The sequence below is a fragment of the Flavobacterium sp. ABG genome, assembly GCF_001027725.1.
GTDB lineage: Bacteria > Bacteroidota > Bacteroidia > Flavobacteriales > Flavobacteriaceae > Flavobacterium > Flavobacterium cupriresistens.
Map to the genome: position 1 here is coordinate 381,310 of NZ_LEKS01000003.1, position 20,505 is coordinate 401,814.

The 20,505-nt window shown below is 34.6% G+C and carries 14 protein-coding genes; 8 read left to right on the forward strand and 6 right to left on the reverse strand.

Annotated elements, in window-relative coordinates:
• Window positions 1–40: 40 nt before the first annotated feature.
• Window positions 41–6,541: an alpha-2-macroglobulin family protein gene (locus AB674_RS04920; RefSeq protein ID WP_047774343.1), complete on the forward strand. Its 6,501-nt coding sequence runs from the start codon at window positions 41–43 to the stop codon at window positions 6,539–6,541.
• A 152-nt stretch (window positions 6,542–6,693) separates the two neighbouring features.
• On the opposite strand, the gene AB674_RS04925 is transcribed toward AB674_RS04920, so the two are convergent.
• The 5 genes from AB674_RS04925 to hpt all read right to left on the reverse strand — a co-directional run bounded on the left by AB674_RS04925 (window position 6,694) and on the right by hpt (window position 12,860).
• A complete protein-coding gene (locus AB674_RS04925) occupies window positions 6,694–8,838 on the reverse strand; it encodes a S46 family peptidase (RefSeq protein WP_047774345.1) in 2,145 nt (714 codons plus the stop codon).
• 173 nt (window positions 8,839–9,011) lie between these two features.
• Window positions 9,012–10,013 (reverse strand): GTPase ObgE, encoded by a 1,002-nt coding sequence (gene obgE, locus AB674_RS04930; RefSeq protein WP_047774347.1) that lies wholly within the window; start codon window positions 10,011–10,013, stop codon window positions 9,012–9,014.
• Window positions 10,014–10,191: 178 nt separating this feature from the next.
• Window positions 10,192–11,466 carry a hemolysin family protein gene (locus AB674_RS04935; RefSeq protein WP_082210587.1) on the reverse strand — a complete coding sequence of 425 codons (1,275 nt, stop codon included), beginning with the start codon at window positions 11,464–11,466 and terminating at the stop codon, window positions 10,192–10,194.
• 209 nt (window positions 11,467–11,675) lie between these two features.
• Window positions 11,676–12,248 carry an adenylate kinase gene (locus AB674_RS23045; protein WP_047774351.1) on the reverse strand — a complete coding sequence of 191 codons (573 nt, stop codon included), beginning with the start codon at window positions 12,246–12,248 and terminating at the stop codon, window positions 11,676–11,678.
• 81 nt (window positions 12,249–12,329) lie between these two features.
• Window positions 12,330–12,860 carry a hypoxanthine phosphoribosyltransferase gene (gene hpt, locus AB674_RS23050; protein WP_047774499.1) on the reverse strand — a complete coding sequence of 177 codons (531 nt, stop codon included), beginning with the start codon at window positions 12,858–12,860 and terminating at the stop codon, window positions 12,330–12,332.
• Window positions 12,861–13,268: 408 nt separating this feature from the next.
• Here hpt and AB674_RS04950 point away from each other — a divergent pair, with 408 nt between their 5' ends.
• The 7 genes from AB674_RS04950 to AB674_RS04985 all read left to right on the forward strand — a co-directional run bounded on the left by AB674_RS04950 (window position 13,269) and on the right by AB674_RS04985 (window position 19,538).
• Entirely contained in the window at window positions 13,269–13,820 is a 552-nt protein-coding gene (locus tag AB674_RS04950) for a hypothetical protein (protein ID WP_047774352.1), read from the forward strand.
• A 54-nt stretch (window positions 13,821–13,874) separates the two neighbouring features.
• Window positions 13,875–15,020 carry a 5-(carboxyamino)imidazole ribonucleotide synthase gene (locus AB674_RS04955; RefSeq protein ID WP_047774354.1) on the forward strand — a complete coding sequence of 382 codons (1,146 nt, stop codon included), beginning with the start codon at window positions 13,875–13,877 and terminating at the stop codon, window positions 15,018–15,020.
• 519 nt (window positions 15,021–15,539) lie between these two features.
• Window positions 15,540–16,025, forward strand: a complete 486-nt coding sequence (gene purE / locus AB674_RS04965; RefSeq protein WP_047774357.1) for a 5-(carboxyamino)imidazole ribonucleotide mutase — start codon at window positions 15,540–15,542, stop codon at window positions 16,023–16,025.
• 151 nt (window positions 16,026–16,176) lie between these two features.
• Window positions 16,177–16,404: a hypothetical protein gene (locus AB674_RS04970; protein WP_047774358.1), complete on the forward strand. Its 228-nt coding sequence runs from the start codon at window positions 16,177–16,179 to the stop codon at window positions 16,402–16,404.
• On the forward strand, window positions 16,404–16,691 hold the full coding sequence (locus AB674_RS04975; protein WP_047774360.1) for a type II toxin-antitoxin system RelE/ParE family toxin: 288 nt from the start codon (window positions 16,404–16,406) through the stop codon (window positions 16,689–16,691). The genes AB674_RS04970 and AB674_RS04975 overlap by 1 nt, the downstream gene beginning before the upstream one ends.
• Before the next feature lie 91 nt (window positions 16,692–16,782).
• The gene (locus AB674_RS04980) at window positions 16,783–18,810 is read left to right on the forward strand and encodes a M3 family metallopeptidase (RefSeq protein ID WP_047774362.1); all 2,028 of its coding nucleotides are present in this window, start codon (window positions 16,783–16,785) and stop codon (window positions 18,808–18,810) included.
• Window positions 18,811–18,878: 68 nt separating this feature from the next.
• Window positions 18,879–19,538 carry a vancomycin high temperature exclusion protein gene (locus tag AB674_RS04985; RefSeq protein ID WP_047774364.1) on the forward strand — a complete coding sequence of 220 codons (660 nt, stop codon included), beginning with the start codon at window positions 18,879–18,881 and terminating at the stop codon, window positions 19,536–19,538.
• Between the two features lie 93 nt (window positions 19,539–19,631).
• Here AB674_RS04985 and AB674_RS21830 read toward each other — a convergent pair whose 3' ends face one another.
• Window positions 19,632–20,483 (reverse strand): cupin domain-containing protein, encoded by an 852-nt coding sequence (locus AB674_RS21830; RefSeq protein ID WP_165579346.1) that lies wholly within the window; start codon window positions 20,481–20,483, stop codon window positions 19,632–19,634.
• Window positions 20,484–20,505 lie beyond the last annotated feature (22 nt).

Here is a 20,505-nt window from a genome sequence, read left to right on the forward strand (position 1 = left end):
CTATTCATCAAAATCAGCATCTCTCTATTAAAACTCTCTTATGAAAAATATATTATTTGTATTCTTATTATTTTCAACAACGCTTTTTGCACAACAAACAGAGAAAGATTGGGATGCTGTGATAACTTATGAAAATGAAAGCAAAATAAAATCAGCCAATGAAAAAGTTGCTAAACTCTATAAAAAAGCGGTAGACAACAAAGATGAAGTACAAATAATAAGATGTTTCTTTTATCAATCCAAATACCTCCAGATTCTCGAAGAAAATGCGCAGACGAAGATTATAAACAATCTAAAAACAGAAATCAATCAGAGTACCGCATCTTCTAAAGCTATTTTGAATTTAGTTTATGCTAAATGTTTGATTGATTATGCTGCGCGAAACGAGTACAAAATAAGACAGCGAACTGCCATTAAAACACTCGATGATGATTTTCTGACTTGGACTCAGAAAAACTTTGATGATCAAATCGATAAAGCGATGAAAGAGTCACTTGAAAATGAATCTTTACTAAAAAAAGTCCCTTTAACAAAATACGAATCGATTTTTGACTACTCCACGGAAGAAAATTTTAAAACCGAAAACTTGTTTACCTATGTATTAAGGGAAAACATAACATTTTACACCAAAAAAATACATACTTGGGAAATTATCAAAGATGTTTTCACCCCTTTTAAAAAAGAGCTTTTAGGCAAATCTGACCCCTTTATAAAATTGAACTTCAGCTTTGTAGCCAACGAAAGCTTGCGTCTTGTACTTTCTCTGTATCAAAAACAAGAAGCGAATTATCCGACAGATGAAAATCAATTTAACCGCATCTTATTTTTCAAAAATTATATATTTGAACCGGACGCTGCTTATGCAAATGCGCTTAATGAACTTCAAAAAAGCACCAAGAATGAAAATTTATTTCAAAAAATTCAATTAGAGAAAGCCACTAACTTACAACTAAAAGCATCTAAAAATAATAATCCGGATTATAACATCAAAGCGCTTTTGATTCTGGATAGTATCCTAAAAATTAATAATCGGTCGAATAGTTACAAGTCAGCTCTTCTTCAAAAACAAAGTATTTTATCTAAATCATTAACCATTCAACTTCAAAAATATACTTATAATAATGAAACTACCAGAGCATTTATTGAATACAAAAATGTAGAACACCTGCAAGTTTCATTTTATAAAATCAGTCAAAACCAATTGATCTATTATAACACATTTTACAAAAACAGAGATAGTTTAGTTGACGCCATTATAAAAAAATCAAAACCAGTTTCTTCGGAATTACAACCGCTAAAAAGCAAAAATGACCATTTTGAATATTCTACAGAGGTTCTTTTGAAACATTTAAAAACGGGTACTTATCTGGCTTATTTTGAAAGTGAATCTGATGTTAAAGATAAAAAAGCAATTGCTTACGAAACCATTACAGTTTCTAATCTTTCTGTTTTAGCTATTCAAAACGATTCAAAAGAAACGTTTCAGGTTCTCGATCGAAAAAGTGGAAAACCTTTAGAGAATGTAGTGATCAAATCTCCCCGATCTAGTACTAAAACAGATAAAAACGGAGTAGCCTATTTTAAGAAAAACAACAATAACTACAATGAAGATCTTACATTGTCTCTGAATAATGATACACTCCTGATTCCAAAAAATTATATCCAACACAACAATTATTACACAGGAGTCAAGACAGAGAACTCCAAAAGAAAAGTAGAATTCTATTTGGACCGCGCCATTTATCGTCCCGGACAAACCGTCTATTTCAAAGGAATTGCGATACAAAAAAACAATACTATAACAAGTGTTATCCCTAATTCTAAATATGAAATTCTTATTGAAGATGCTAACGATACAGAATTAAAACTTATTGATGTAACAACGAATGAATTTGGTTCCTTCTCTGGAGAATTTACTTTACCAAAAAATGGAATAACTGGTGACTTTAAAATTACCGCTGAAGAGCCTGATAATAAAAAGAAAACAGCTACTAACAAAACTGATAATAATTCTTTTTTCAGGAATAGTCCCGATTTTGAATATTCTCAAATCCATTTTAAAGTGGAGGAATATAAGCGTCCAAAATTTGAAATAACTTTTGATTCTAAAAAAGAAACGTATCTGCTCAATCAATCCATAAAAGTAAACGGCACCGCTAAAGCTTTTGCAGGAAGTACTATTTCTGACGCTATCGTTACTTACCACATAAAGAGATATGTAAACTATAGCAATGATTCTTATGGACGTGAAGACGATGAAGAAATAGCAGATGGGGAAGTCAAAACGGATGCAACAGGTAAATTTGTTATTGATTTTATTGCTTCTCCTGCAGAAAATTCAAATAAAGAGAAATTACCCGTTTTCAATTATGAGATTTTCGTTTCTGTAACAGACATCAATGGAGAAACACGTACAGCATCAACTACCGTAAAAGTAGGATATCATGATTTAATTCTTGGTGTACAACTACCTTATCAAATAGAAACCAAAGATAAAAACGAAATTAAACTTACAAGTTCTAATTTAAATGGTGAATTTTTAGCAACAAAAGGCGAAGTCAAAATATATTATGTTCGTCCGCTTTCAAATAAATTTAAAGCAAGAGTTTGGACAAAACCGGAAATTGAAAACATCTCCGACCTGGATTTTGAACAATTGTTTCCCTATGAAATTAACACAACACAAACAGCAGAGAAACCTAAAGAAATTTTAGTTTTTTCGAAAAACATCGACACTGAAATAAATAAAAAAATTGATTTGGATTTTATTTCTGATTATAAATCCGGAGGCTATAAAATTGTCTTTGCCGCAAAAGACAGCTTTAACAACCCAATTGAAACCACAACAAATTTTGAACTTACGCAAAGTACTGATAAATTTAATCCCAGTAAATTATTTACAGCGCAACAAATTAATGAAGATCCAAAAAAAGATGGCTTTATTCAGATCAAAATAAAATCGGTAATTCCAGAACTTTATATAGTCACATCGGGGTATTATGATAACCAAATCTTTTTTGAAGAAACCAATCATCTTCTAAACAATGAAACCATTCTAAAAATTCCATTAAAAAGTGAATTTGAAAAAACACTTAAAATAAAATTCGAGAGTATTTTTGAAAATCAACCTTTCAAAGACGCACTAACGATAGTACTAAAAAACACCAAACCTAAACTGGAGTGGAAAATTGAAAGTTTTAGGAATAAAATACAACCCGGAAGCACAGAAAACTGGTCCTTTCAACTAAAAACAGACAATGCCAGAAAAGAAGCTGAAATTTTAGCCTCCATGTATGACAGCTCATTAGATCAGTTTACCACCAAAGAATGGAAGAACCTGGCATTTAATGATTACTATAACTACGACAGTAATAAATCACGTTTAGGTTTTCAGACTACTACTATCAATTTCCGAAATTTAAACACCTATTTAAAAGGAATGCAACTCAATAACGAATCGATCAGTTTGATCTGGTTTGGATTTGACTTCAACAACACTCATTCTGCCTATCTGCATAACCAATATTATAAACAATTAGGTAAAAAAGCAAAAAAACCCGCTAACGCAAAAGTAATTTCAGGCATTATAACAGACTTCACCGAAATAGGTGTTCCAGGAGTAAATATTGTAGTAAAGGGAACTAAAAGAGGTACCGAATCTGATTTTGATGGTTATTATGAAATTGAAGCTCTTGATGGAGAAGAATTAGTTTTTTCCTATATAGGCCTGAAAACAAAAACAATTAAGATCTCAAAAGAGAAAAATATCGACATTGTTTTAGAAAATGATTCGAACCAATTAGAAGCGGTTGTGGTTACAGCTTTAGGAATGAGAACAGTAAAAAAATCATTTACAGGTTCTGTTACAAGAATTAAATCTGAAGAGATTCAAGAAAATTCAGACTCAATACTAGATACACTATCAGGAATCGTTAGCGGAATTGCCATAAGTAGGGCGCCAGGTGCTGCAGACAACTTAAGAATTCGAGGCGCAGCAGGGGATCTCAAGGAAAAAATACTATATATTCTAGATGGAGAAATAGTCTCAGAAGATATCCTGAAAAATATAAATTCATCAGAAATTCTTTCAATGGAAGTCTTAAAAGAAGATAAAGCAACAGCTCTTTATGGCACTAAAGGAACAAACGGTGCAATTATTATCACTACAAAAAAAGCACTAGAAGCCTTAACGCAAGTAAAAGCCAGAAAAAATTTATCTGAAACCGCTTTCTTTCTACCCCATTTAAAAACAGATGCTAAAGGGAATGTAAATTTCAACTTTACTTCTCCGGAAGCTTTAACCAGCTGGAAACTTCGTTTACTGGCCCATAATAAAGAGGCAGCTTCGGGGTACTTAGAAAAAACGGTAGTCACTCAAAAAGATTTGATGGTATTACCCAATTTTCCACGTTTTTTAAGAGAAAAAGATACCATTGTAATTACTGCTAAGATTTCGAACATTACGAATGAAGTCAAAACCGGAATCTCCATTTTACAATTTTTTGATGCCACCACTATGGAACCAATAGATGCCAAAATGCTAAATGCTAAAAACGTCAAAAACTTCTCCGTTGGGGCTTTGGGGAACACGACAGCAAGCTGGACAATAACTATTCCGGAAGGATTACAAGGGGTTCAATATAAAATTTTGGCCAAATCCGGAGACTTCTCTGATGGCGAAGAAAATATTCTTCCTGTCTTGACCAATAATATGCTGGTTACAGAAAGTATTCCGATTTGGGTTCGTGAAAATTCTAGAAAAGAATACACTTTTGAAAACCTTAAAAACAATACTTCGACCACTTTAAGAAATCATCAGTTTACTTTAGAATACACTTCCAATCCATCTTGGATTGCGATTCAGTCTCTTCCTTATTTAATGGAATACGAGCATGAATGCGCCGAACAGACTTTTGCCAGATTCTATGCCAATGCTTTGGCGACAGAGATTATTTCGAGTAATCCCAAAATTGCTACCGTTTTTGAAAATTGGAAAAAAAACGGAAAATTGAATTCAAAATTAGAAGAAAATGAAGAATTAAAATCAATACTACTTGCCGAAACGCCTTGGTTTAATGATGCTCAAAGTGAAGACGAAAAGAAGAAAAATATAGCCCTGTTATTTGATTTAGAGAAAATGAAAGTGTCTCAGGAAACGACTTTCAAAAAATTAAAACAAAAACAGAAGAGCTCAGGAGGATTCCCTTGGTTTGACGGAAGTGCTGAAAACAACTATATCACCAGGCACATTTTGGCAGGTTTAGGCCATTTATCTAAATTGAGTAAAACAAAAGACAATCTTTCTAAAATGGATGCCATTGCAAAAACAGCAATCCCCTATTTAGACCAACAGTTTCTGGAAAATTACAAACTAAAAACCAAAAATTTAAAAGCTGCCGACAAACTACTTTGGATTAACCCAAATGCTGATTTACACCATTTGTATGCGAGAAGTTTTTATTTAGAGAACTACCCGCTTTCAGATACTTTAAAAAAGGCTTCCAAAATGTATCTCGATACCGCCAAAAAAAACTGGCTAACCTATTCTCTATATGAAAAAGGATTAGCGGCTTTAACATTAAACCGTTTTGGAGACGAAGCAGCTGCCAAAACAATCCTCGAAAGTCTAAAAGAAACTGCCTCCAACAACGAAGATTGGGGAATGTATTGGATTGCCAATAAATCGGGTTGGTACTGGTATCAGGCACCAATAGAAACACAAGCTCTATTGATTGAAGCTTTCAGCGAAATAAACAACGATACCAAAGCTGTCGATGCCATGAAAGTCTGGTTGCTAAAAAACAAACAGACTAAAAACTGGCCCACAACAAAATCTACGACCGAAGCCATTTATGCCTTATTGTTACAAGGAACAGATTGGCTTAGTGTAAAAGACAATACTGTTATTACACTTGGGGATGAAAAAATCATGACCAAAAAATTAACTGAAAACGAAAAAGAAGCCGAAACTGGTTACCTCAAACTGAATTGGAAAGCAGATGAAGTCAAAAAAGAAATGGCTACAGTAAAAATTGAAAACAAATCTAATGTTCCCGGTTTTGGTGGTATTTACTGGCAATATTTTGAAGACTTAGATAAAATCAAAACCAATACCGGAGCGGTTTTATCCGTATCAAAGGAACTGTATCATAATAAGAGTACTATAAAAGGAAATGAACTCGAAAAAATAACAGCTGAAAAGCCATTACAAATTGGTGATCTGATAACCGTAAGATTGCTCATCACCTCTAAAGAAGATACCGAATTCGTACACTTAAAAGACATGCGTGCTTCTTGTTTTGAACCTGTCGATGTGCTTTCAAAATACCAATACAGAGATGGATTGGGTTACTACACCAGTACAAAAGACGCCGCAACACATTTGTTTTTTGACAAAATAAACAAAGGGACTTATGTAATAGAATATAATATCCGTGTCAATAACAGTGGTGAATTTTCTAATGGTATTACCACAATCGAGAGTATGTATGCACCGGAATTTACCAGCCACACTAGAGGAATTCGGGTGAAGGTCAAATAATAATAATAATAATAAGGTAACTAAAGAAACCTAACAGGTTTTGAAAACCTGTTAGGTTTAGTTTACTCTTTAGAAATTATTTCACCTATTTAAAACAAAAAACCCGACAGGTTTTGAAAACCTGTCGGATCTATTTTATAAAAAAAATCGAATTATTTAATAATTGTCATTTCATCAATAATGTTTTTGGCACCTGCGTATTTGTCAATAATCCAAAGTACATAACGAATATCTACGTTGATGGTTCTTTGTAATTTAGAGTCAAAAATAACATCTCCGGCCATAGCTTCAATGTTTCCGTCAAAAGCAACACCAATTAATTCTCCTTTTCCGTTAAGAACCGGTGAACCTGAATTTCCTCCTGTGATATCATTATCAGTTAGGAAGTTTACTGGCATGTATCCTGCTTTATCAGCATATTGTCCGTAATCTTTGGTTTTGTTTAATTCTAACAATCTTGCCGGTAAATCAAATTCCTGGTCTCCTGCTTTATACTTTTTAACCATACTTTCCATGGTAGTATAATTGTTGATTTTAGCATCGTTACGTTTGTCTTCCGGCAAAGCACGAACTTTTCCGTACGTCAATCTCAACGTTGAATTGGCATCAGGATACTGAATCGTATTTAATTTAGATTCTCTTAAACCTTCCACTAATTTTCTGTAAGCTATTGCAAAAGCTTCATCAGATTTTACTTGATCATCAGATTTAGCACGGTATTTTGTCAATAAATCAGTAGAGATAATATACAACGGATCGTGTACAATAGCCAATGGCTTTGGATCAGCCATAAACGCCACTATTTTTTCTTTAGAAGTAAAGTAACTTGTTTCAGTTGCTTTTGCAACGTCTGCTGTAAAATCACCATTATTCAATGATTTCATTTTAGTTACTTGTGGGGCTAAACCGTATTCAGCTCCTTTCGCAGCGTATAAATTTAACTGTGCTGTTAATACATCTTTTTCAAGTGGAGCATAAAAATCACCATAAATGCCATCAATCATTGCGTTGATCTTTGGTAACATTTCTGCTTTTTTAGCATCATTCTCGTTGTAGTAAGCAATCAAAGCATTTCCTAAATTTGCAGGTCCGTTTGCATAACTTGAAGTACGCATCAGTTGCATTAAATAGTTATCATGAACTACTTTTACATTTGTACTTCTGTAATACTCATTAATAGTCGGAATTACATTCTCGTACTTTTCTTTATTAGCCGGCTTAGTTGCCCACTCATAAAACTTATCTTCTTGCTCTTCTTTAGTAGCTGCTGTTCCTGCTTTAGTCAAAGCATCAATCATTCCTTGACGGTTTTTCCAGTAATTAGCTGTAGACGCATATTTAGAAGCATACTGTAAACGAACAGTTGCATCTTTGTCCATATACTTTTTCATTTGGTCCATTCCGGTCTTAGCACCTTCAACCCATGCAGGATAAGCAAATTTTACATTTTGCTCGATTCCACCTGCCGGCATCCAACGGTTTGTTCTTCCCGGGTAACCCAAAATCATAGCAAAGTCATTTTCTTTAACTCCTTTAAGACTTATCGGTAAATAATGCTTCGGCTGTAAAGGCACATTATCTTTCGAATAAGTTGCAGGATTTCCGTTTTTGTCTGCGTATACTCTAAACATAGAGAAATCTCCAGTTTGACGCGGCCACTCCCAGTTATCTGTATCTCCACCAAATTTACCAACACTTTCCGGAGGTGTACCCACTAAACGTACATCAGTATAATCTTGGTAAACGAAATAGTAATATTCATTTCCTTGAAAGAAAGGGCGAACAGAAACCGTATATTTTCCACCTTCATTATTCTCCTTTTCAATCAAAGCGATCTCTTGTTGAATAATTTTGTTTCTTTCCGTTTCCGTCATTTTATCATCAACTTTAGACAATATTCTTTTCGAAACGTCATCCATACGAACGAAGAAACGAACATATAATGATTTTGGTTTCATCTCGGCACTTTTTTCTTTTGCCCAAAAACCATCTTTCAAATAATTTTTTTCTGCAGACGAAAGTTCTGCAATAGCATTATAACCACAATGGTGATTGGTTAAAACCAAACCGCTTTTAGAAACGATTTCGGCTGTACAACCTCCATTAAATTGTACAATAGCATCTTTCAAACTATGATTATTAATACTGTAAATCTCTTCGGCTGTTAATTGCAAGCCCATTTTTTCCATATCTCTATGGTTCAATCTTTCGATAAACATCAAAAACCACATTCCTTCATCAGCTCTTACAGGAAAAGCCATTAGGCACATGGTCAAGAATAAAATTATTTTTTTCATGTCAATTATTTTAAGTCATGCGAATATAGCTCATTTTCGCAATTATCTAATCGTTGAAGTTCTTAAAACTGTGTAGAACGAAGTATTATTGGCGTTTTTTTACGAATTTAACAGTATCAAAAACAAAAAAGGTGTTCTGTTTCCAGAACACCTTTTAAATAGTGTATTACTTTTTAGTCATTCAACATCTTCCAAAGTTTATCTTTAAGATCTGTTAAGCCTTGTTGTGCCACAGAAGAGATAAACATATAAGGAATATCTTTGAAAGCAACGTCTAATTCTGTTTTTAATTCAGCCTTAAGTTCATCATCCAGCATATCGCATTTTGAAATCACTAAAAGACGTTCTTTGTCCAACATCTCAGGATTATATTTTGTCAATTCGTTTACCAAAATATCGTATTCCGCTTTAATGTCCGGTGTATCAACAGGAACCAAAAACAATAATGTTGAGTTACGTTCGATATGACGCAGGAAATAATGACCTAATCCTTTTCCTTCAGCAGCCCCTTCAATAATTCCCGGAATATCGGCAATTACAAAAGATTGATAATCTCTGTACGCCACAATTCCTAAATTGGGTTTCAAAGTCGTAAACGGATAATCTGCAATTTTTGGTTTTGCAGAAGTCAGTACAGACAATAAAGTCGATTTTCCTGCATTAGGAAATCCAACTAAACCAACATCAGCCAAAACTTTAAGTTCCAGAATAACATCCATTTCTACTCCCGGTAAACCAGGTTGTGCGTATCTTGGAGTCTGATTGGTTGAACTTCTAAAGTGCCAGTTCCCTAAACCACCTTTTCCTCCTTTAGAAAGGATTCTTTTTTCTCCGTCTTCGGTAATTTCAAACAGGGTTTCTCCCGTTTCTTTATCTTTTACAACAGTTCCTAAAGGTACTTCGATAAATTTATCATCTCCGTCGGCACCGGTACTACGATCTCCTCCTCCATCACCACCGTGACCTGCTTTTACGTGTCGCGCGAACTTTAGGTGAAACAATGTCCAAAGACTTTTGTTACCCACTAAATATACGTGTCCACCACGTCCTCCGTCACCACCGTCCGGACCTCCTTTTTCAATAAATTTCTCTCTATGTAAATGTGTAGATCCTTTCCCTCCTTTTCCGGAAGAAACATATATCTTAACATAATCTACAAAATTTCCCTCTGTCATTGTTTTTAGTATTCAGTCGCAGTCGCAGTTTTCAGCACAAATGTGACTGAAAACTGAAACTGAAAACTATTTTCTTTTTGTTTATGTATAGTTTAAAGTTTAAAGTTTCAGGTTTCAAGTTGGTATATCACACTAAACTTGAAACCTGAAACATAATAAAACCTGAAACAAATTCTCTTTACTCTTTTAGCGCTTTTACCAGCACTTTATCAATCTTTACGCCATCCATATCGATGACTTCTAAAACAAATTTTTGCCAGATTAATTTCTCCCCTTCTTTTGGAATATGAGAAAGTTCCGTCATAATCATTCCGCTTACGGTATTTACCTCGTAATCGTTTGTTAATTCGTCCAGCTCAAAATAGGTTAAGAAATCGTGTAACGAATAATGTCCGTCTACCATCCATGAACCGTCTTCTCTTTCTATTAATTGGAATTCGTCTTTATAAAAATCAGACGCATCACCAACTAAGGCTTCTAATATATCATTTAAGGTAATTATACCTTGAAAAACGCCATATTCATCTGAAACCATAGCATAATGAATTCCTGTTTTTTTGAAATTCTCTAATGCCTTGTAAGCTGTTGTTTGCTCCATTAAATAAGGAGCTTCAATCATAATTGCCGCTAAATCAAAATGATCGCTTTCAATATTGGCGAATATATTTTTTAATGTAACTATCCCGACAATATCATCGTAGTTGTCACTATATACCGGGTAAACTGTGTGCAAATCCTGCAAAACCAGCTCTTTTATTTTGGCTTTATCTGCATTTAAGGGCAACATGTCTACCGATTTACGGTGTGTCATTAACGAATTTACCTTTCGGTCACCAATATGAAAAACACGTTCCACGATATCCTGTTCAATTTCCTGAACTTCTCCGCCTTCGGTTCCTTCTTTAATAATGGCTTTAATTTCTTCTTCTGTAACTTTCCCGTCTGCTGTGGGTTTAATTTGTAAAACATTCAACAGAAAATCAGTCGATGATGTCAACAACCAAATAAATGGCGCTGTAATAATCGAGACTATTTTCATTGGCATTGCTACCATTTTTGCAATAGACTCAGGATAATTTAACCCGATTCGTTTTGGCAATAATTCCCCTAAAACCAAAGAGAAAAAAGTCAAAACAACTACTACAATACCAACTGCGACAGAATGCGCATATGGTTTTAAAACTCCAAATCCACTTACAAATATTTCAACATCCATCGTGATTTTATCACCCGAATAAATACCGGTCAAAATTCCGATTAAGGTAATTCCGATTTGAACGGTTGATAAAAATTTATTTGGAGAATTGGCCAGATCCAGTGCTATTTTGGCACTTTTATTCCCTTTTTTTGCTGCAGTCTCCAATCTGTTTTTCCTTGCTGAGATCAATGCAATCTCAGACATGGAGAAAACTCCATTTAATAGAATTAGAAAAAATATTATTAGTATTTCCAATTTGTAATTGATTCGTTATTTAATAGTCGTTAAAATAATAATTTAAAGTTCACCTGTGTTACCATCCGGAAGTCAAAAGCTAAAAGCTAAAAAAAACTAATTTTTCCTCCCAAAAAACAGCAACTCGAAGAAGCTCATTTTATGGTATGGAAAAATAGTTTTTTATATCCCAATAACCCTCGGGATGTAACGACAGCCGGAAAAAGCTTCTACAAATTATCTATAACTGACGTTAATCGTTCTGTAATTTCTTCGATAGTTCCAATACCGTTTACCGCATGAAACTTATTCTGTGTTTTATAATATCCAATTAATGGAGCTGTTTTTTCATTGTATTCCTGATATCTCACGCGAATTTTCTCTTCGTCCTGATCATCCACTCTTCCGCTTGTTTTTCCTCTTTCCAACAAACGAGCTACCAAAATTTCATCATCTGCTTCTAAGGCAATTGTTGCGGTAACACTTGAACCAATTGTTGGCAAAAATTTATCTAAAGCTTCCGCCTGATCTAGCGTTCTCGGGTAACCGTCGAATAAAAATCCCGCAGTATCCGGATGTTTTTTCACTTCGTCAATTAACATTGCAGTTGTTACTTCGCAAGGTACCAACTCTCCATTATCCATAAAAACTCTTGCTTTTTTACCTAAATCTGTATCGTTTTTTAAATTAAAACGAAAAATATCTCCGGTTGAAAGATGTGTTAATTTGTATTTTTCTTTTAAAAATTCTGCCTGAGTTCCTTTTCCCGCTCCAGGCTTTCCAAATAAAACAATGTTAATCATAATAAGTGTGAGTGTTGCTTGACTTCTTATTTTCAAAGAAGTTTAAAATGAATATATAGTTGTGTGTTTGTGTTTTAAAATTTATTCGGCTAGTTTATATACTTCTGGCAGGTTTCTTCCCAAACCGTCGTAGTCTAAACCATAACCAACAATGAACTTATTCGGAATCCTAATCCCGACATAATCAATCTTAATGTCTTTTTTATAAGCTTCAGGTTTAAAAAACAAAGTGGCAATCTTAAAATGTTTTACATTTTGTGCCTTAAACAGTGCTTTTAATTCCTCAATCGTGTTTCCTGTATCCACGATATCTTCGATAAGCACTACGGTTCTGCCAGTCAAATCCTGATTAATTCCTATTATTTGTTTCACAGAATTTGTTGATTCTGTCCCTTCATAAGAGGCCATTTTGATAAATGAAACTTCGCATGGGCTTTTATATTTTTTCAGAAAATCGGCCACAACCATAAATGCGCCATTCAAAACCCCAATAAAAATTGGCGTATCATCTCCAAAATCATCTTCTACTTGGGCAACTATTTTCGTTAAAGCAAAATCAATTTCTTTTGCCGAAATAAACGGAACAAATTGTTTATCGTGAAGTTGTATCATTATTTTCATATTTAAAATAATGCGCAAAGATACAGAATTACAACCAAAGGACAGTATCAAAATACAAGGTGAGTTAATTTTTTTCAGATTGTTTAACATCCCCTACCAATTACAAATTTTAAGTTCAAAATATTTCGATTCCGATTAAACGATTACTCTTCAAAACCTTAAGTAAAATCTAAAACCATAACACCCCATAAAAGACCGAAACACCGAACTCAAAAACCTTTAAATTCTCTCCCGATGACGACTTGATTGCGACTAAAAAACGTGCTTCCTGAGTTCAATCTAATAGTACAATAATCGATACTGCTTTGCCTTCATCTCATCAGACTGATATTCCTACAAATTTTATGAGATATTCTCACTAAATTACCTATTTTAGTTGCGTATTTAAAACCCAAACAAATGTCCTCTGAACTCCAATCAAAACTTAACTATTTAAAAGCTTACCGGGAAAACCGGCTTAAAATCGCACAGGACATTTTAGAAAACAAGGATCAATTCAAAGAATTGCTTTCTATCTGCTTTTCTCCTCTTGACAAAAACAACCATAAAGCGTGTTGGATTTTAGAGTTTGTCTCTTACGAAGAATTGATCTGGCTGCAATCCCATCTTGATTTTTTCTGTTCGAATCTTAAAATCTTAAAAGACGAAAGTGCGATTCGTCCCATTGCAAAAATCGTTCAGCTATTAGTAAAATCGCATTATAAGAAAAACGAAAACAGCATTTTACTTTCAGAAGAAAACCTTCAGGATTGTATCGAAGCCTCTTTTGACTGGCTTATAAACGACACAAAAGTAGCCGCAAAAGCCTACTCCATCAGAACTTTATACGTTTTAGGAAACCATCACGACTGGATTCATCCGGAACTGCAAATCATTCTAAACAAGGATTATGCAGCACATTCGGCAGCATATAAAGCCGTTGCCAGAGAAGTTTTAACGAAAATAAAATAGCGTTTTCCTATTCAATCATTATAAAGTATCTTTGCGCATCACAAACACACAACAATGAATTATTTTTCTTCTGATTTTAAATTAGGAATTTTAGGTGGTGGACAATTGGGCAAGATGCTGTTATTTGATACCCGAAAATTTGACATACAAACTTATGTATTAGATCCGAGTGACGAAGCACCCAGTAAAATTGCCTGCAACCAATTTTTCAAAGGCGATTTAATGGACTATGAAACGGTGTACAATTTTGGAAAACTGGTTGATGTTTTAACTTTCGAAATTGAATTGGTTAATCTGGAAGCTTTAACACAATTAGAGAATGAAGGCCTAAAAATCTACCCTTCTCCAAAAACTTTAAAAGGAATTCAAAACAAAGGAATTCAAAAAGAATTTTATGCCGCAAACCATATTCCAACGGCTCCTTTTGAAAAATTTGAGAATCTGGAAAGTCTAAAATCAAAAATCAACGATCTGACATTACCATTTGTATGGAAATGTACGGAATTTGGATATGATGGAAATGGCGTAAAAGTGATTCGTAAAAGTACCGATCTGGATTCTTTACCAAATGTAGAATGTATTGCAGAAACGATGATTCCGTTCAAAAATGAACTGGCGGTTATTGTTTGTCGCAATCCGTCCGGTCAAATAAAAACATATCCGGTTGTGGAGATGGAATTTCATCCCGAAGCCAATCAGGTAGAATATGTAATCTGCCCTGCCCGTATTGATGAAAAAGTAGCGGAAAAAGCCAGAGCGATTGCCTTAAATGTTTCTGAAAAATTCAATCACGTTGGACTTTTAGCGGTCGAAATGTTTCAAACTAACGAAGATGAAATCCTGGTAAATGAGGTCGCACCGCGTCCACACAATTCCGGTCATTATTCTATTGAAGCCAGTTATACTTCACAATTCGAAAATCATTTACGTGCCATTTTAGATCTTCCATTAGGAGATACAGAAAGTAAAGTTGCCGGAGTAATGGTAAATTTAGTCGGCGCAGAAGGATTCTCTGGCGATGTCGTATACCAAAATATAGAAACCATTTTAGGATGGAATGGTGTTACACCGCATATTTACGGTAAAAAACAAACACGCCCGTTCAGAAAAATGGGACATGTTACGATTGTAAATCAAGACATGACCGAGGCAAGACGAATTGCAGAGGATGTTAAGAATACTATTAAGGTTATTAGTTAGGAAAGTATACAGTCGCAGTTTTCAGTCACAGTGTGAAACTTGAAACTTTAAACATAAAAACAGACACAGTTTTCAGTCGCAGTCTAAAACTTGGAACAAAAAACGGTCTCTGTTTTCAATTTAAGTTTTTAAGAATTTAAGTTTTATCAAAATATAAAAATGGATTTTTTAGACTTCTTAAGTAACCTCAGCAGCGTAAATAGTAATTCAAATTTGATTAAAGACAGTTTTAAAAGATTTACGGATAGTACGGAATATCTAGGTGAAAGAATCAAAAGCTTTATCGCATTCCTTATTTTAGTACTATGTTATATTGCAGTCGCTTTTGGAATTCTATTTTTGATTTATAAATTCTTCAAATAACTTTAACTAAAAAAGTTTTTATACAAAGACAAAAACCTGAACGTGAAACTTGAAACAAAAAAAACAGTCTCAGTTTTCAGTCACAGTCTAAAACGTGAAACGTGAAACATGAAACTTTTAACTTAAAACAAAACACACAACAAAAAAACAAAAAACATGAGCAAAGTAGCTATCATAATGGGAAGTATCTCAGACATGCCGGTCATGCAGGATGCCATCGACATACTAAAACAATTTAATATAGAAGTAGAAGTTGATATTGTTTCGGCACACAGAACACCGGAAAAATTATTTGATTTCAGTAAAAATGCGCACACTCGCGGTATTTCGGTGATTATTGCCGGAGCAGGTGGTGCAGCGCATTTACCGGGAATGGTTGCTTCGATGTCACCGTTACCTGTAATTGGAGTTCCTGTAAAATCAAGTAATTCTATTGACGGATGGGATAGCGTATTGTCTATTCTTCAGATGCCGGGTGGAGTTCCTGTAGCAACAGTTGCCCTAAATGGAGCAAAAAATGCCGGAATTCTGGCCGCACAAATCATCGGAAGTCACGACAAAGCGGTTCTTGAGACTATTATCTCATACAAAGAAGAACTTAAAGCTGCCGTTAATAAAGCTGCTGAGGGTTTAAAAAAATAAAAAACTAATTCCCGCAAGATTTCCAAAATCCTGCGGGAATTTTAGATTTCAATTCAAATGGACCTTTACGCTTATTCTCTTTTGACAAACAATCAGATTTAAAACACTTTAAAACTTAAAAGAAAAACTTAACTTTGATAAAAAAGCAGTAATGAATATCCAAGCCTCTAAAATAGAATTAGCTAAAATTGTTCTGGACATAGACAATCCTGATTTGATTCAGGAAATTGTTGATTTCATTCAATCGAAAGAAAGTTTATCAGAAGAGCAAAAAAGCAAAATCAATGAAGCTATTTATTCTTTAGAAAAAGAAGAAGGAATCCAACATGATGCCGTCATGGAAGAAACCAAAATCCGTTATTCAAAATATTTTAAATAATGGATGTAATTTGGGCTCCACAAGCTAAAAAAGATTTTTGGAACAACATCGATTATCTTGAAGCAGAATGGTCTGAAAAAAGTGCTTTACATTTTATTAAAAAAGTAGACACAATAATAGCCCTTCTAAAAAATGACACCGTTTTATTCCTAAAGACCAACTACAAAAACGTCTACAAAATTGTCATTACCAAACACATTTCACTTTATTACCGAATAGAAAACGAAACAATCCAATTACTACGTTTTTGGAACAACTTTCAAGATTTAGAAAAATTCAAATTATGACTTTAACTTTTCAGGCTCCTAACAATCAAAATTAAACCGCTAAATTAGCCCGAAACGTCATAAAAAATCAGTAGAATAAAAAACAATATCAATGAGTATCTTAACACAATATTTCAACACCAGACATAATACAGCCCCATTTTCGCAAATCAAAATCGAAGATTATTTTCCTGCTTTTCAGGAAGGAATTGCTCAGGCCAAGGCCGAAATTGATGCCATCGTAGACAATCCCGAAACACCCACTTTTGAAAATACGATTCTTACATTGGAATATTCCGGTGACATTTTGGATCGTATTTCGAGTATTTTCTTCAATTTAAATTCGGCTGAAACGAATGACGAAATGCAAAAAATCGCTCAGGAAGTTTCGCCTTTATTATCGGATTTCGGAAATGACATTACGTTAAACGCCGCTTTATTTTCTAAAGTAAAAGCAGTTTATGATCAAAAAGAAAGTTTGAATCTAACTCCGGAACAAACGACACTTTTAGATAAAAAATATAAAAGTTTCTCCAGAAATGGAGCCAACTTAGCCGAAGACAAAAAAGAGCAATTACGCGAAATCGACAAAGAACTTTCTAAATTAAGTTTACAATTTGGCGAAAATGTTTTGGCAGAAACCAATGCCTTCGAATTGCATTTAACAAACGAAAGTGACTTAGCCGGATTACCGGAAGGAACTATTGAAGCAGCCCGGTCACTGGCAAAAAGTCAGGAGAAAGAAGGTTGGATTTTTACTTTAGACCACCCAAGTTATATTCCGTTTTTGACTTATGCTGACAATCGCGAATTGCGTAAAAAAATGGCCATTGCCTTTGGCGCAAAAGCATTTCAGGGTAACGAATTTGACAATCAGGAGAATGTTTTAAAAATAGCTAAATTACGTTTCGAAAGAGCCAATTTGTTAGGCTATAAAACACACGCGCATTTTGTTCTGGAAGAAAGAATGGCAGAAAGCCCGGAAAAAGTTTTTACTTTCTTAAACGATTTATTAGCGAAAGCAAAGCCTGCCGCTCAAAAAGAGTTTGCAGAATTAACGGCTTTTGCAAAAGAACTGGACGGAATTGAAGAATTGGAGAAATGGGATGGCTCTTATTACTCTGAGAAATTAAAACAACAACTTTTCAACTTAGATGATGAAAAGCTAAAACCTTATTTCCAGTTAGAAAAAGTATTAAACGGAGCTTTCATCGTTGCCGAAAAACTATACGGATTAACCTTTACAGAAGTCTTTGATATTGACAAATACCATGAAGAAGTTACCACTTATGAAGTAACAGACGCTGAAAATAACTTAGTTTCGATTTTCTATGCGGATTTTTTCCCAAGAAAAGGAAAACGAAACGGCGCCTGGATGACCTCCTTCAAATCGCAATATGTAAAAAATGATGTAAACGAAAGACCACACATTTCTAATGTTTGTAATTTCACTAAACCAACAGAAACAAAACCTTCTTTACTTACTTTTAATGAAGTAACGACTTTATTCCACGAATTTGGTCACGGGTTACACGGAATGTTGGCCAACACCACCTACCCAAGTCTGTCCGGAACTTCCGTTTTTTGGGACTTTGTAGAATTACCAAGTCAGATTATGGAAAATTGGTGTTACGAACCGGAAGCTTTGGCTTTGTTTGCCAATCATTATGAAACGGATGAAATTATCCCAATTGAATATGTTCAGAAAATAAAAGAAAGTGCCAGTTTTCAGGAAGGACTAGCGACTTTACGTCAGTTGAGTTTTGGATTATTGGATATGGCTTGGCACGGACAAGATCCGACCAACATTACGGATCTAAAAGCTTTCGAAACGAAGCAATTTGCCGATACAAAATTGTACCCTGAAGTAAAAGAGAATGCTATGAGTACGGCATTTTCACATATTTTCCAAGGCGGTTATTCTTCCGGATATTACAGTTACAAATGGGCCGAAGTTTTAGATGCAGATGCTTTTGAATATTTTCAGGAAAAAGGAATCTTTAATGCTGAAGTAGCTTCAAAGTTCAAAGAAAATGTACTTTCAAAAGGAGGAACAGAACACCCGATGCTTTTATACAAACGTTTTAGAGGTCAGGAACCAAAACCTGAAGCTTTATTGAAACGTGCGGGATTACTTTAAAAAGTTCTCCGTTTTCAGTCGCAGTTTAAGGCTGTGACTGGAATTTTAATATTAAAAAATAGCTACTCTTGAAAAAGTATTTTAAACTATTCCTTTGCCTTTCTGTTATAGGATTGGTTGCGATTATTTCTGTTAATTACTATGTAAAATCAACTACAGAAGAACTTATTTACCACTCTTTAGAAAAATCACCAAAAAACGATATTGGAATTGTTTTTGGTGCGGGAATTAATGGTGATCAGCCAAGTAAATATTTAAAGGACAGACTTGATGCCGGAATTCTACTGTACAAAACCAAAAGAATTAGCAAAATTTTACTTTCGGGTGACAATGGACGTGACGAATATGATGAATTAACGGTCATGAAAAAGTACTGTTATAGAAACGGTGTTGATACGACTAAGATTTTTGTTGATTATGCCGGTTTCGATACGTATTCGACGATGTATAGAGCGAAGCATATTTTTAAAGTTGAAAAAGCAACTTTAATCTCTCAGGAATACCATTTAAACAGAGCCATTTACATTGGAAACAAACTTGGTGTAAAATCAATTGGTTTCTCTGCAAACAAAGGGGAATATAGCGGCTATAAATATGTCCGATTTAGAGAATGTATTTCTATAGTGAAATCCTTTTTTGATGTTCTGAGAAATCGCGAACCTCATTTTTTAGGAAATCCTATCCCTCTTGATGGAGAATCTAATTATTCCAAGGAAGACAAAAGATAACTAAAAAACCGAAGCAATTGCTTCGGTTTTGATTTATACTACTATAAATGGAGCTGCTTGCTATTGCGAATAGCTCCGTTTTTTTTTATGCTTTTACTGAAGCTTATTAATGATTTCAACTTGCTCCGGAAATTTAATTTTAAGCCTTTCAATTTGTTCAGGAGTAGGAAGAAAACTATCACTTTTATCCCAGGCTGGAGCAAGACTACAGCTCGATAAGGCATAACCCGGACCTAATAATTCGGCACCAAACCAATGGTTATGCGGTGCAGCTCCCATTAGAAGTTGTCCCTGATCGAGATCACTGCCAAAAGTTATCGTAGAATAAACGCCCTCTTCTGAGAATATATGCAGTTTGATCGCGCTTCCCTGATGGAAAAACCATTGCTCATCTTGATTCAAGGCATGAATTTTAAGCACCTCACCTTCTTTTAAAAGAAAATAATTGGTAGAATAAGCCCTACGATCACCATCAAAACGTTTCGGTAAAGCTGCTTCCGGGAGGATGATATCACTTTCGGGTCCATGGGCTAAATACCCTCCGATTCCAGTGGGAACCATATTTAACTTTCGAATCAATCGATCGGCCTCGATATTGGCGTTAGGAAATCGTTTAGAAAAACACACGGTGATTCCTATAATTTCGTCGCCACCTTTCTTCCGTAAAAGCCCTTTTTGAGTAACGATTTCTAAATCGGCAACTGATCCGTCTGGCTCGGTTATTTCAATGGTCTCATAGTAATTCAACAATGGGATACCACTTTCCATAACCTCTTTGTCATGGGCCACATGTGCGGCACGACTATCTCTGGTCCCGATAAGGTCTTCTTGCTTTTGCCCTAATAGATCTGCAAAATCTTTATTGACCCACAAAAAGACAGCATCGTGATTCTTGATACAAAAATATACACCATCTGTTTTATCGAGTACATCTCCCACTGTCATGGCAGGAATAGTATCTAATGGT

Coding starts and splice junctions, on each gene's coding strand:
- hpt (WP_047774499.1), bottom strand. CDS start 12,860: ATGATACAACTTCACGATAAACAATTTGTTCCGTTTATTTCGGCAAAA.
- AB674_RS04920 (WP_047774343.1), top strand. CDS start 41: ATGAAAAATATATTATTTGTATTCTTATTATTTTCAACAACGCTTTTT.
- purE (WP_047774357.1), top strand. CDS start 15,540: ATGAGCAAAGTAGCTATCATAATGGGAAGTATCTCAGACATGCCGGTC.
- AB674_RS04975 (WP_047774360.1), top strand. CDS start 16,404: ATGGATGTAATTTGGGCTCCACAAGCTAAAAAAGATTTTTGGAACAAC.
- AB674_RS04950 (WP_047774352.1), top strand. CDS start 13,269: ATGTCCTCTGAACTCCAATCAAAACTTAACTATTTAAAAGCTTACCGG.
- AB674_RS04980 (WP_047774362.1), top strand. CDS start 16,783: ATGAGTATCTTAACACAATATTTCAACACCAGACATAATACAGCCCCA.
- AB674_RS21830 (WP_165579346.1), bottom strand. CDS start 20,483: ATGACAGTGGGAGATGTACTCGATAAAACAGATGGTGTATATTTTTGT.
- AB674_RS23045 (WP_047774351.1), bottom strand. CDS start 12,248: ATGATTAACATTGTTTTATTTGGAAAGCCTGGAGCGGGAAAAGGAACT.
- AB674_RS04955 (WP_047774354.1), top strand. CDS start 13,875: ATGAATTATTTTTCTTCTGATTTTAAATTAGGAATTTTAGGTGGTGGA.
- obgE (WP_047774347.1), bottom strand. CDS start 10,013: ATGACAGAGGGAAATTTTGTAGATTATGTTAAGATATATGTTTCTTCC.
- AB674_RS04970 (WP_047774358.1), top strand. CDS start 16,177: ATGAATATCCAAGCCTCTAAAATAGAATTAGCTAAAATTGTTCTGGAC.
- AB674_RS04925 (WP_047774345.1), bottom strand. CDS start 8,838: ATGAAAAAAATAATTTTATTCTTGACCATGTGCCTAATGGCTTTTCCT.